General features: G+C 61.8%; 9 protein-coding genes. All 9 read left to right on the forward strand.

The annotated features are described in order from the left end of the window. Positions 1-8: 8 nt before the first annotated feature. Positions 9-3,143, forward strand: a complete 3,135-nt coding sequence (locus BMZ23_RS03005) for a virulence factor SrfB (protein WP_093472530.1) — start codon at positions 9-11, stop codon at positions 3,141-3,143. Then, positions 3,140-5,833 (forward strand): putative virulence factor, encoded by a 2,694-nt coding sequence (locus BMZ23_RS03010; RefSeq protein WP_093472536.1) that lies wholly within the window; start codon positions 3,140-3,142, stop codon positions 5,831-5,833. Before BMZ23_RS03005 ends, BMZ23_RS03010 begins: the two co-directional genes overlap by 4 nt. Before the next feature lie 3 nt (positions 5,834-5,836). Further along, complete coding sequence (locus BMZ23_RS03015) at positions 5,837-6,862, forward strand: hypothetical protein (protein WP_093472539.1); 1,026 nt, start codon at positions 5,837-5,839, stop codon at positions 6,860-6,862. Next, positions 6,859-8,811, forward strand: a complete 1,953-nt coding sequence (locus BMZ23_RS03020; RefSeq protein ID WP_093472541.1) for a vWA domain-containing protein — start codon at positions 6,859-6,861, stop codon at positions 8,809-8,811. The genes BMZ23_RS03015 and BMZ23_RS03020 overlap by 4 nt, the downstream gene beginning before the upstream one ends. Before the next feature lie 2 nt (positions 8,812-8,813). Then, complete coding sequence (locus BMZ23_RS03025) at positions 8,814-9,500, forward strand: ABC transporter ATP-binding protein (protein ID WP_093472544.1); 687 nt, start codon at positions 8,814-8,816, stop codon at positions 9,498-9,500. Beyond that, positions 9,484-10,704, forward strand: coding sequence for an FtsX-like permease family protein (locus BMZ23_RS03030; RefSeq protein ID WP_245748104.1), 1,221 nt, complete (start codon positions 9,484-9,486; stop codon positions 10,702-10,704). Before BMZ23_RS03025 ends, BMZ23_RS03030 begins: the two co-directional genes overlap by 17 nt. A 97-nt stretch (positions 10,705-10,801) precedes the next feature. Next, positions 10,802-12,250: an SUMF1/EgtB/PvdO family nonheme iron enzyme gene (locus BMZ23_RS03035; RefSeq protein ID WP_093473116.1), complete on the forward strand. Its 1,449-nt coding sequence runs from the start codon at positions 10,802-10,804 to the stop codon at positions 12,248-12,250. Between the two features lie 20 nt (positions 12,251-12,270). Continuing rightward, positions 12,271-13,002: a hypothetical protein gene (locus BMZ23_RS03040; RefSeq protein ID WP_093472546.1), complete on the forward strand. Its 732-nt coding sequence runs from the start codon at positions 12,271-12,273 to the stop codon at positions 13,000-13,002. 1 nt (position 13,003) lies between these two features. Continuing rightward, a complete protein-coding gene (locus BMZ23_RS03045) occupies positions 13,004-13,510 on the forward strand; it encodes a hypothetical protein (RefSeq protein ID WP_093472549.1) in 507 nt (168 codons plus the stop codon). Positions 13,511-13,535: the final 25 nt, after the last annotated feature.

Here is a 13,535-nt window from a genome sequence, read left to right on the forward strand (position 1 = left end):
CTGATTCCATGCTGCCAGAACTGACACAATTCGAAGAAACCATCCATCTGATCAACGACAGTGGCATCCAGTTTATGGATTTTGCCGTCCGTCTGGATTTGCCAAATGAACCGACCGGCCGTTTCGCGCTAATGGGCAATAGCCTGATCACACGACTGCTGCAAAACCGCGAAACCCGCCAGTACTTTCACCTCAGCCCGATTGGCACAGCCAACCAGAGCGGTGAGCGCCTGCAGCAATCGCTGGCCCAGCAGCGCCTGATCAGCGTAGTCGATGACGAGGACCTGACGCTCAGCATGCAGTCGAGCCTGGCACTGTTTGACGGTCTGTGGCTGCCGGCGCCGTTCTTCCGCTTCATGCAACCGGAACGCTATGACGAAGGCCCGTGCAACTGGGCACGCCTGCGCATGGTCAGGCTTGAACAGCCGGACCTTGACGGTAATACCCACCGCCTGACACTGGCCTTTGACACGCGAATCATGCCAGCCAACGGGCAAATGCATTACCTCGCGCCTACCCGGGATGACATCAATGCCGGCGCTGCCTTTCGGCTGGCCACCCACGCCCACCAGACCCGCTGGTTCCTTGACCAGAAGTGGGTACAGGACTGGCTCAGTGAAATCTATCGGGAACACCGCCGCCAGCGTCCCGCCGACGAAATCGATGAGGAACTGGCCGAGCAACGCCATATCGGTCACTACCTGAACCTGCTCAGCCTGATGGCACGCCCGCTGCCGGAAGAGCGCAGCAGTGAGCCGGCACGCATAGTAATTCCGGAAATCCGCCTGAGTGCCAATGGTGTCGACTCAATAGAACCACCAATCCCGGTTGATCTGGTACTGGATGTCGGCAATTCACGCACCTGCGGCATCCTGATCGAGAATCATGGGCAGTCCGGCGATGGTCTGAAACACAACTACATCCTGCAGGTCCGCGACCTGAGCGAGCCGGAAAGGGTCTACAGCCAGCCCTTCGAAAGTCGTCTGGAGTTTGCCCAGGCCTCGTTCGGCAAGGAAAACTTTTCCGTACAGAGCGGTCGCCACGATGCGTTTCTCTGGCCAACCATTGCCCGGGTCGGCATGGAAGCCAGCCGGCTGTCCGGCCAGCGTCGTGGCACCGAGGGCTCAACCGGCCTCTCCAGTCCCAAGCGCTACCTGTGGGACGAAAACGCCTATACCCATGGCTGGCGCTTCAACAGTGCCTATGTTCGCAGCGATACCGAACCCAAGGCCACCGCCGCACCCTTCTCGCACCGGATAACCAAGCTGGGGCAGGCCTTTTACAAGCTGAAGAACGAGGATGACCGGCTGCCAGCCTTCTCGCCGCAGTACTCGCGCAGCTCGCTGATGACCTTCATGCTGGCCGAAGTACTGACCCAAGCCCTGCTGCAGATCAACAGTCCGGCCCAACGTACCCGTATGGGTCACACCCAGCGCGCACGCCAGCTGTCCAGCGTGACCCTGACCGTGCCGCCGGGGATGCCCCAGGTCGAGCGCAGCCTGTTGAACGACCGCCTGCTACAGGCAATAGCCCTGGTATGGAAGTGCATGGGCTGGCATGACGGCGACCTCGATCCGGCCGAGGCCAAAGGCCCCAACTCGGTGGTACCAGCACCGCGTATCCCTCTGCCGAGGGTCAAGGTCGAGTGGGATGAGGCTACCTGTGGCCAGCTGGTGTACCTGTATACCGAAATTCGCGAGAACTTTGCCGGTCATCCGCAGGAGTTTTTCGATACCCTGGCGCGCCCCGACAAGCAGGACCGCGAACGCATCACCCTGGCCAGCCTCGACATTGGTGGCGGCACCAGCGATCTGGTGATCACCGACTACCGTCTGCAACGCGGCAAGGAAAACACCGCCGGCAGCAACGTGTCGATCATACCGGAACAGCGCTTTCGCGACAGTTTCAAGGTCGCCGGTGATGACATCCTGCTGGATATCATCCAGCGCTTCGTGCTTCCCGCAGTTGAAAGCGCATTGGCCGAGTTCGGGGTCAAGGCGCCACGCTCACTGCTGTCACGCCTGAGTGGTGACGAGACCAGCAGTGCCCAGGATGCCATCCTGCGCCAGCAGCTCAACCTGCAGGTATTTGTACCGCTTGGCCTGCACCTGCTGAAACTCTATGAAAACTACAATCCCGAGTTCCCCTGTACGGTTCACGACTACAGTTTTGACGAGCTGCTCGGCGAGGCTATCAGTGAACGTATCTGTGAGTACGTTGCCAGCGGGGTAAAACGTGCCGATGGCGGTAGTGACGGCTTCGACCTGCGTCGGGTGATGCTGCGCATCGATACTTCGGCGATTCACCGGGCCTTCCTCAAGGGCCAGATCAATCTGTGCAAAATCCTCGATGCACTCTGCGAAATCGTCTTCCAATACCCGTGCGATGCCCTGCTGCTGACCGGACGGCCGTCCCGTCTGCCCGGCGTGCAGGCCTATATTCGACGCAAGGTGCCACTGCCCCCGGGGCGCATAGTGCCAATGCACGGCTACCGCACCGGCGGCTGGTATCCGTTCCACAAGAACGGCCGCATCGATGACCCGAAGAGCACGGCGGCGGTAGGCGCGATGCTCTGCCTGCTGAGCGAGCAGCGCAAGGTATCCAACTTCTATTTCAGTGTTGGCCGATTGAAGCCTTACTCGACCATGCGCCATATCGGCAAGCTCGATGAAAACAACCTGATCATCGACCACGACATGCTCTATCGCGACGTGATCAAGAGCGATCCGGGCGGCAGCGAATACCTGCAACTGCATGACCCTCAGACTGACGGGCCGCAATTGCGCGTGCTTGGCAAGACCCGGCTGGGCTACCGCCAGCTGGACGCCGAACGCTGGGCGGCCACGCCACTGTACCTGATCGAGCTGACCGAATGCGGCACCCGCAAACTGGCAGGCAAGCCGACCAGTGATGGCCTGGAGGCCTGCCTGCTGCTGCGCTTCAAGGTGGAGGAGCGCGACCAGGAACGCAGCGATGCGGAGATCATCGCCGAGAAACTGGTGATTGATGACAATATCCAGAGCAACGTGGTCGGCAAATCATTTGACCGCAAGGACGTCAGGCTGCAGCTGTATACCATGCTCAGCGCAGAAGATGGCGCCTCCAACTACTGGCTTGACAGTGGGAGTGTGACCCCCAAATGAGCAGCTTAACTACTGACCAGATCGCCCTGAACAAGGCCTGGTCCTCGGTATTCACCGGCGCCGGCATGGCGCTCGAATGGCTTGGCGATGTGGTGCCCAGGGTTGCCGAAATTGCTGACAAGGCGGACGCCCTGAGCCGTGACCTGTACCGCGCACGCAACCTGTCGCGCAGCCTCAGCCGGGTATCCACCACGCCCATGGGCATCGGCTTTTTCGGTCTGTCACAGGCCGGCAAGAGCTATCTGATTTCGGCACTGGCCGCCGACCGCGACGGCAAGCTGGAAACCCAGCTCGGGCACGCCAAGTATGACTTCATCCGCGACATCAACCCGGTTGGCGGGGGCAAGGAGGCTACCGGTCTGGTAACCCGCTTTACCCGCCTTGCTGCCGCCAGCCAGGACCCCGAGTTCCCGGTAGAGGTACGACTGTTCCGCGAGATCGAAATCGCTATCATCCTGGCCAATGCCTGGTTCGAGGACTTTGATCATCAACGGCTGGACAGCGAATTAAGCGAAGCGCGCATCGCCGCGGTACTCGCCCCGTTCGAGGCGCAGCAACTCGACCAGCCGCTTCCCGGCATCAGCGCCGAGGACGTAGTTGCCCTGTGGGACTACCTGGAACACAACTACCCGACTGCAGTTCGGCCACTGGCCGCGCGCTACTGGCCGAGGGTGCTGGCGCTGGCCCCGGGCCTGAACATCCGCGAGCGTGCCAAGCTGTTCTCGTTGCTGTGGGGCGGCATTGACGAGATGACTGCCACCTATGAGCAACTGGCCGGCGCCCTGCACCGATTGGGACTGGCAGACAGTCTGTTTGCGCCGCTGCACGCGCTAATCAACCCGCGTGATGGCAGCGGCCAGGGCAACAGCATCATCAATGTCGACACCCTTGGCTTGCTCGGCAATGCCGCTGCCATGCAGCTCACGGTGCGGCCCTGCATCGATGGCGAGCTCGGTCACCCGGTGAGCATCAGCGCCCCGGAGCTGGCCGCACTGACCTCTGAACTGATCTTCCGGCTGAGCAACGAACCAACCAATCCGGTGGTGAACAAGGTCGACCTGCTTGACTTTCCCGGCTACCGCAGCCGGCAGAAACTGCTCGGCCTGCAGGATGCCGCAGAAATCAACGCCAGTGGCCAGGCCAACAACCCGGTGTCGCGCTTGCTGCTGAGGGGCAAGGTGGCCTACCTGTTCGAGCGCTATACCAACGAGCAGGAAATGAATGCGCTGGTGATGTGTACCAGCACCTTCAAGCAGAGCGAGGTGGTCAGCGTCGGTCCTGTGCTGAAAAGCTGGATCGACCGCACCCAGGGCCCCACGTCACAGCAGCGTGACGGCAAGCCCAGCGGCCTGCTGTGGGCACTGACCATGTGTGACGGCTTCGTCGCCAATGCACTCAACGGCGATGACACGCAGTTCCCCGAAGCCTGCAACAACATGCTGAAGCTGACCATGGTCGAGCGTTTTGGCAATGAACCCTGGATGAAGGAATGGGGCAGCAAGCCGTTCAACAATACCTTCCTGGTGCGCAAGCCGCGCTTTGCCACATCATTTATCAGCCTGGATGGCAGCAACGAGGAAACCGGCATCGTTGAGGGCATGCGCGATCGTCTGGCACGCCTCAAGCAATCCTTCGTTGGCAGCGATCTGGTCCTCCGCCATATTGACCAGCCGGCCGAGGCCTGGGACGCGATGCTGGCAATCAATGACGGCGGCATCAACCGCTTCAGTGCCAACCTGACCGGGGTTGCCGATATCAAGTTCAAGCTCAAGCGGCTGCATGAACAGCTGGATGAGTTACTGACCGCACTGCTGCCGCGTCTGGACACCTACTACGAAGCCGGCGGCGAGGACGAGCGCGCCAGGAAAAAGCTGCTGGCCAACATGATCGTCAAGCCGTTTGCCACCACCCGCCACGGCAAGTCGGTACTGGGCGAACTGCTGGCGGCCATGGCCCTGCCCGATGACCAGTTGCGTGACCTCTATCTGTCCGCCGAGTTCGACCGCACGGAGCCCGAAGACGATGCAATCGATAGCGATAGCGCCGCGCCGCCGGAGAACGATTACGACATATGGGGCGACAGCCCGGTCAGCGAGCCGAGTACGCAACCGGTCAGCCAGGCACTGCCGGAGTACCAGAGCCATGACCACCGCTTTGCGCGCAGCGCCTTTGACCTCTGGGTTGCCCACCTGCGCCAGCTGAGCAAACGTCAGGGACTACTTGACCTGCTGGAGCTGCCAGCCGAATCGATTGCCATCCTGACCAAGGAGCTGGTGATTTGCGCCGAGCGGCTGAAACTGCCCGAACAGCTCAGCAAGCAACTGCTCAAGCGCGCACAGAGCGGTGTGCGGCGCGAAGCCCTGATGCAGCGTCAGGTACTGACCACCCAACTGCTGTTCAATGACTTTGCCGCCTGGTTCGGCCACATGGCCCAGGCAATCGGGCAGCGCCCGAAGGGCCTGCTGGGCAGCCGCCAGCCGCTGTTTTCCTTCTACCAGCGCGAGATGCCCGGCGCCTTCCCCGAGCTGACCCCGCAGGCACTCGACCAGAGCGCAATCTTTGCCGACGACTGGCTGTCCGGGATTGCCATCCACACCCAGGAAAATGCCGGCCACCGCAAGGGCAAGGAACTGACCATCGAACAGAATGCGGCCCTGGGCCGGGTTCTTCAGGCTTTCAAGGCGAGTTGAGTAATGTCAATCAATAGCAAACTGCATCCCCTGGCGTGCGCCACCCCTGGCAAGGGCGTCCTGCGAATTCGTGGCTGGGACTACGACTGCGGCAGCCTGGAATTTGCCATCCAGCGCAGCCAGGACGACATGTACCTGCAACAGGACCGGCAATGGAACAAGACGCCATGCTGGTTTGCCCAGGACTTCGTCGAAGAGGATGACGGCCAGAGCATCAGCTGCACGGTGGGTTCGGCACTGGTCGATCCGCTGCTGGAGTGCTCCGCCAGCAGCGTTTTCAACTTCCGACTGCGTTCCACGGCAGAGGGAGTCGAGGAAGAAAACCCGATGAAACTGGAAGCCGGCCTGATGTCCTCACTGGCTGGAGGTCCCGGTGCCGCGGCTGCGGATTCCTCAGCGATCCTGGCAGTTGACCGGCAAGCGCAAGCACCGGCAGTGCCGCAGCCTCCCGCCGAACAGGCCGCACCAGCTGAACCGACCGAGCCGCCGGCGCCAGCTCCTGCCGTCAGCCCGGTAGCAACGGGCAATTCCGGCAAGAGCCCGCTGCCCTGGATAATCCTGGTGCTGGTGCTATTGCTGCTGGCGGCCGCGACCGCCTGGTTCTGGCTGTTCAACAGGCCCGCCGCCGCGGTGCTAGACGCCAGCGATTACCAGACCGCCGCCGAGTCGGTCCCGGCCACCGTTCAGCCATGCAGTACCGAGAACATGGCCAACAGCACGGAACTGGCCTTCGTGCAGGCCTGCATGCAGCAAATGCCCGACAGCAACGAACTGCTGCAGATCATCGAAGCGGCCAAGGCCGCCGGTCACTGCGGCATTGCCCAACGCCTCTACGCCCATCGGTCTCAGGCCGGCGACCTGCAGATAGCCCGCCGCTATGCCCAGGAATACGACCCCAGGTACCACCAGCCAAACAGCTGTTTTGCCGAAGCTGATGCGACCACCGCCGCCTACTGGTACGAAACCATCCTTGGTTACGCCCCGGATGACCTCGAGGCACGCCAACGTCTGGAGGACTTGCAGCCATGAACATCGCCCAGCGCCTGACCACCCTGTCCCTGTTGTTGGCCGCCTGTGGCGCCTCTGCAGCAGACCGTCCGCTGCTGCAGGAGGGCAAGCAGAGCCTGTACCAGCGCGTCCTGACCACCCCCGGCTGCCAGTTGAGCAACACCGCGGCGGGCGCCCCCGACCGGGCACTGCCAGCCTTCAGCCGTTTCTATGTGTATGAACGTAGCACCCTCGGCAGTACCGAATGGCTCAAGGTCGGCCCGGACAGCTACGGCCAGAGCAGCGGCTGGCTGCCCGCCAGTTGCACCGTGGAGTGGAAGATGCAGCTTTCGCTGGCCTTCACCAACCCGGCAAACCGCGACCGGCTGCTGTTTTTCAAGGACCGCACGACCCTGGAGAAGATCCTCGATACAGCAGACCCGGCCAGCCTGGTAACGCCACTGCGCGGCGCCCTGCAGCAGAACGGATCAGCATCCGGGGTACTGGCACAGGAACCCGAATACTTCGTCGACATGCAGAAGGAGTTCTATCTGCTGCCGGTACTGAGTGGCGAGGAAGTGATGACCGAGCAGGGTTTCCGTACGCGCATCCTGAATGTTGCCTCGGTCAGCAAGGCTGACTCCGCCAGCGCCAGCAACCCGGCCGGCAGTGCCCAGAACATCACCAGCCAGCTGAAGGAGTTCAGCGCTGCGGTGGTGTTCGTGATTGACTCCACGATCTCGATGGATCCCTACATCGACCGCACACGCGAGGTAATCAGCCGGATCTATCAGCGCATCGAAAAGGAAAACCTCGGCAAGCAGGTCAAATTTGGCCTGGTCGCCTTTCGCTCGAACACCGATGCCGTGCCTGGCCTGGAATATACCAGCCGCATGTATGCCGACCCGAATGCCGTGCAGGACGGTGCCGACTTTATGGCCAGGGTCTCAGGCCTGCGTCAGGCCAGGGTCTCCAGCAGCAGTTTTGATGAGGACGCCTTTGCCGGTGTCATGCATGCCATCGACGAGGTTGACTGGAGCCAGTTTGGTGCCCGCTACATAGTCCTGGTTACCGATGCCGGCGCCATTGAAGGCGACAACCCCCTGTCGAAAACCGGACTGAATGCCGAGCAGGTCCGCATTGAAGCAGCCAAGCCGGGCGCCGCCATTTATACCCTGCACCTGAAAACCCCGGCCGGCAGCAGAAACCACGCCAAGGCAGAAAGCCAGTATCGCACCCTGTCGACCTATGGCGGCACCAATACCTCTCTGTATTACCCGGTGAATGCCGGGGACGTGAATGCCTTCGGCAATATGGTGGATGCCCTGGCCACCGCCATCACCACCCAGGTCAAGGCGGCCTACATGGGTGAGGACGCCATCGGCAGTGCACTGAATGCCGAGACAGACAGCGACACCCGCAAACTGCTTGACGATGCGGCACTGATTGGCCACGCCATGCGTCTGGCCTATCTCGGGGAGAAAACCGGCACCCAGGCACCACCGGTATTCCAGGCATGGATCAGCGACCGCGACCTGCTCAGGCAAAACCTGCCGACCACCGAGGTGCGGGTACTGATGACCAAGTCGCAGCTGAGCGATCTGAGCGATGTACTGCGACAGGTACTGGATGCTGCCAATGAAGGGCTGATCTCGCCGCAGGAAATGTTCAACCGGCTACGCTCGGTGGCCGCCACCATGGGCGCCGACCCGAACAAGCTGAAACAGAGCGACAACCTGCAACTGGCCGAACTCGGGCTGCTTGGTGAATACCTTGAGGACCTGCCCTACCAGAGCGAAGTACTGAATCTGGACGAGGAAACCTGGAAAAGCTGGGATGGTCTGGCACAGGAGCGCTTCATCCGCAATCTGGCAACCAAATTGCGCCACTACCAGCGCTACAACGCCGATGTTGATCGCTGGGTGTCCCTGGCCGAGGGCAGCGATGCCCGTGACAGCGTCTATCCGGTACCGCTGGAGATGATGCCCTGAGTATGCTGCACATACGCAACCTGCAGGTCCAGCGCGGTGAGCACCGGGTGATACTGCCCGAGCTGGATCTGCAGCCGGGTGAAATCCGCGCCATCACCGGTGAGAGTGGCTGTGGCAAGAGCACCCTGCTGGAAAGCATCGGCCTGCTGCTGCAGCCCGAGCAGCTCGACAGCTATCAGCTGGGTCGGGACCCCGTGAATATCGGCCAGCTGCTGCAGCGGCAGCAAGCCGCAGCACTCGCGGACATCCGCGCACGCCACCTCGGCTTCGTGCTGCAGAGTGGCGGGCTGTTGCCGTTCCTCGACGTGCGCCAAAACATCAGCCTGCCGCGCCGTCTGCTGGGCCTGCCAGGGCATAGTCGAACGCTGGATCAGGCCGTCAGCGCGCTGAAACTGGAAGGACTGCTGCACAAGCTGCCGCAGGCGCTGTCGATTGGCGAACGTCAGCGGGTAGCCTGTGTCCGGGCGATTGCCCACGAACCCCAGCTGCTGCTGGCCGATGAGCCAACCGCCGCGCTGGATCCGGGTAACGCCAGACGATTGCTGCAACTGCTGCTGGAACTGGTCGAGCGGCTGCAGCTCAGTGCCCTGATCGTCTCGCACGACTGGGCTCTGCTGCAGGAGTACGGAATGCAGCGCCTGTGCGCGGTCAATCAGCAGGGGGCCACGCGCTTTGAAATCATGGCCTGAGCACATTGGTCTGCTGGGCAGGCTGGCACTGCTGGATCTATGGCACGACCGCAAGGTGTCCTTCTGCATTGCCGCCTCGCTGGTGGCGGTGATCGCGCCCCTGCTACTGCTGTTCGGACTGAAGAACGGTATCGTCAGCCAGTTGCGCAGTGACTTGCTGGATGACCCGCGCAATCTGGAAATTCGCATGCTCAGCAGCGGCAACTACGACAGCGCCTGGATAGACCAGTTACGCCAGCGCCCCGAGGTCGGCTTTGCGATCGGCCAGACCCGCTCGCTGAACACTCTGGCAGACCTGCAGCACGGCCGACGCTTTGTCGAAAATGCCGAGATCCTGCCGAGTGCCGAAGGTGATCCGCTGCTTGGCAGGCTGGCCCGCCAGCTGAATGAGCATCAGTTGATCCTCAGTGCCCAGGCTGCCGAACGCCTGCAGGCCAGCACCGGAGACAACATCCGATTGCAGGTGATGCGCCGGCTCAACGACAGTAACGAGCAGGCCCAGCTACTGCTGCAGGTGGTCGAGGTGCTCGAGGCGGCACGCTTTGCCCGTGCGGCGGCCTTCGTCGCACCGGCCACCCTGCAGCAGCTGGAGCACTACCGGGACGGTTATCTGGTAACCCAGCTTGGTGGCAACACCGGTGCTCCGCTGGTCGCCGCGGTTCCGCAGTATGCCCGGGCACGGCTGTATGCACGCAGCATTGAACAGGTTGCGCCACTGGAGCGCTGGCTGAACCAGCAGCATATCGAGACCAGCAGCCGACTGGCGGACATAGAACAGGTACGCGCAATCAGCCATGTGCTGGGAGTAATTTTCACGGTGATTGCCGCCGCAGCACTGGCCGGCTGCATTGCCTCGCTGACCGGCGCCCTGCTGGCTAATATCGACCGCAAGCGCGGCAATATAGCGATACTCCGGCTGCTCGGATTCAAGGCTCCGTCCATTGCCGGCTATCTGGTGCTGCAAGCCCTGCTGCTCGGCATGCTCGGCTACCTGGGCGGACTGGCGCTGTACCTGCTGGCTGCCCGGCTGTTTGATCGCCTGCTCGGCAGTACCAGCGCCACTGGCGAGTTCATCTGCACCATCGAACCCTGGCATGGCATTGCCGCCCTGCTGCTGAGCCTGGCGGTCGCCGCCGGCGTGTCCGTCACAGGTGCCCTGCGTGCCATCCGAATCCAACCTGCGGAGAGTTTGCGTGAGCTCTAGAAATCGCCGGCGCCTGTGCGCACTGCTGGCCCCTGTGGCTGCCCTCTGTCTGTTGCCGGCCCAGGCCGCCAGCTGGGAAGAGCGTCACTACAACCCAATGCCTGCCGACGGGGATATGGTACTGCCGATGCCATGCAATGGCGCCATGGTATTTCGCAAGGTGTACATTCCGCTGTCCGGCCCGCTGGACGACTACCCGATACATATCGGCCAGGAAACCGACGAATGGGGCTATATGGAGCAGACCCGTCCGGCCTTCATTGCCGGCAGTTTTTCCTCCGCCGACGCTGCCAGCTCGCGCTATTACCTGCTGGCCAAATACGAAATGAGCCAACTGCAGCTCAAAGCTCTGACCGATGAGCAATGCCCCGAGCCCTCGACGCGCCTGCGACTGCCTGCCGTCTCGCTGAGCTGGCACGATGCCTTGCAGGCTGCACATACCTACAACCTGTGGTTGCGCACGCATGCCGCCGACGCCTTGCCAAAGGAAGATGGAGTGAGCGGCTTTGTGCGCCTGCCCACCGAAGTCGAATGGGAGTTTGCTGCACGCGGCGGTCTGGCCGTTGGCACCGCCGAGTTCCGCGATACCCGTTACCCGATGCCGGATGGCATGCAGGCACATGAATGGTTCGCCGGCAGCCAGTCGGCCAATGGTCAGCTGCAACTGGCCGGCTTGCTGCAGCCGAACCCGCTGGGGTTGCATGACATGCTCGGTAACGTCGACGAAATGATCTTCGAACCCTTCAGGCTGAACAAGCTGGATCGTCAGCACGGCCAGGCTGGGGGTTATGTGGTGCGCGGCGGCAACTACCTCACGGCACAGGGCGAGATCCGCACCTCGCTGCGGGCCGAGCGCAGCTACTACGACGGAGCCAACAGCTTTACCAGTCGCACCACCGGACTACGACTGGCGGTAGTATCGCCGACCCTGACCAGCCGTGAGCGGGTTGCCCGCATCGAGTCCGAGTGGAAGAAACTTGGCACCCTGCCTGGTAGCGACGGCAAGGCCACCGACACGGTTCAGGAGCTGGAGAACCTGGCATCCGGCGTTCAGGACCAGCGTCTGCGCGAGCGCCTGAAAAGCCTGGAAAACGAACTGCGCGCCAGCAACCAGCAACAGGAAGAAGCCCGCGACCAGGCGATCCGTGCCAGCCTAAACCTGGGGGCTTTCCTCTGCACCAAAATGCTCGATGACGGCAAATATCTGGACTTCCTGCAACGCAACTACGAGCTGAACTGTGCCGGCGAGGATGACCAGGACCCCAGTTGCCCGATGCGCCAGGAAAAACTCAATGAACAACGCGACCGCCTGCACAAGCTCAGCCGCTATTACGCCAGCAGCCTGGTCGAGGCCGCCAGTCTCTACGGGCATCCACTGCTGTCACGGCAGGTACCGGTAATGCACGAACTGATCAACCGCAACCGCCAGTTGCAGGAACTCGGACCCTACTTGCAAACCCACTGGAGCAACCAGGAAACATTCCTGAGAACCCAGAAGATAGATACCCAGGCCTGGCTGAGCAACTGCAAGGCAGTACTCAAATAGTTACCCCAAGGAGCAGAAAAATGACCATGAAAACCCGTATTCGCTCAAAACTCGCCATCAGCCTGCTGACCGCTGGCAGCCTGTTGCTGGCCGGCTGCGCTACCACTGGCGGCAGTCAGTCGTCCAACAGTGTCAGCGCCGATCCCCGTCTGACCCAGGGCCATGATGCCAAGTTCTTCAGCCAGTCTGGCTTCCAGGCCTGTGCCGCCGCGGCTGGCGTTGGCATGCTTGCGTGTGCCCTGTCGGAAAGCAGCAACAAGCAGCAGTGCATGATTCTCGTCGGCCTCACCGCCTGCGGCGTGGCCATGGGCGCCAACTACTACCTGGACCAGCGCCGTTCAGAGTATGCCAACACCACCGAGCGCCTGCAGATCATGACCGCGGACATCCGCCAGGATACCGACCGGGTGATCGCCCGCAGTGAAACCATGCAGATGGTCATCAGTGACGACCAGCAACGCCTTGCCCAGATCCAGCAGGACATGCAGAACCAGACTCTGGATATCGATGCTGCCAGCCGGGAAATTGCTGCCATCGACAAGAACATCGCCACCATGCGCAGGGATATCAGCAACATGCAGGCCAAGGCCAATGAATATCAGCGGGTAGCCGAGCAGGAGCGCAATGACGGTGCCGGTGACCAGGTTCAGCTACTCGATCAGGAAATTGCCCGCATGAACCAGCGGGTTGCTGCACTGCAACAGGAAGTTGACGGTCTCTACAATCAGCGTTCGGCCATTACTCTGGGGTGAGGTGTTCATGAAACTGCTGCAAGCTTCAAGCTGCCTGTTGGCCGCGGCTCTGCTGGCTGGCTGTGCCAGCACTCCCCGCCAGTGCAATTCCTACAATGCCAATGCCAGCCTGCTGGAAAAGGCCAGTTGTGACTTTTCCGGCGGCTATTCCGAACAGGTCCGCCAGCAGGAGCAGGAGCTGGCCCAGGCGCGTGCCGAAAACGAGCACTTCCGCCAGGTCTACCAGCAGATTGCCGAACAGCAGGCAGCGACCAGCCTCAGTCTGCAAGAACAACAGCGCAAGCAGGCAGATCTCAACCGCTCGCTGCGCGGTCTGCTGTCACAGTTGCAGGCGCGCCATGCCAGCAAGGCCGAGGTGCAGCAGCAGATAATCCAGCTCCAGCAGCAGATGCACAGCCTCGAGCAATCGCCGGCCAGCAGCCCCGCGGCGGTAGCCACGCGGCAACAGGAACTGCGCGACTTGCAGCGCCAGGTCAGTCGACTCCAGCTGAGCCTCGGGTACGAATAGGCCGGCATGGGTGTCCCTTGCGACG

Origin of the sequence: Halopseudomonas yangmingensis, assembly GCF_900114825.1 — a bacterium.
Classification (GTDB): domain Bacteria; phylum Pseudomonadota; class Gammaproteobacteria; order Pseudomonadales; family Pseudomonadaceae; genus Halopseudomonas; species Halopseudomonas yangmingensis.

Bases quoted from the DNA above. Each gene is read 5' to 3' on its own strand.
- BMZ23_RS03005 (WP_093472530.1), top strand. From the start codon at position 9: ATGCTGCCAGAACTGACACAATTCGAAGAAACCATCCATCTGATCAAC.
- BMZ23_RS03010 (WP_093472536.1), top strand. From the start codon at position 3,140: ATGAGCAGCTTAACTACTGACCAGATCGCCCTGAACAAGGCCTGGTCC.
- BMZ23_RS03015 (WP_093472539.1), top strand. From the start codon at position 5,837: ATGTCAATCAATAGCAAACTGCATCCCCTGGCGTGCGCCACCCCTGGC.
- BMZ23_RS03020 (WP_093472541.1), top strand. From the start codon at position 6,859: ATGAACATCGCCCAGCGCCTGACCACCCTGTCCCTGTTGTTGGCCGCC.
- BMZ23_RS03025 (WP_093472544.1), top strand. From the start codon at position 8,814: ATGCTGCACATACGCAACCTGCAGGTCCAGCGCGGTGAGCACCGGGTG.
- BMZ23_RS03035 (WP_093473116.1), top strand. From the start codon at position 10,802: ATGCCTGCCGACGGGGATATGGTACTGCCGATGCCATGCAATGGCGCC.
- BMZ23_RS03040 (WP_093472546.1), top strand. From the start codon at position 12,271: ATGACCATGAAAACCCGTATTCGCTCAAAACTCGCCATCAGCCTGCTG.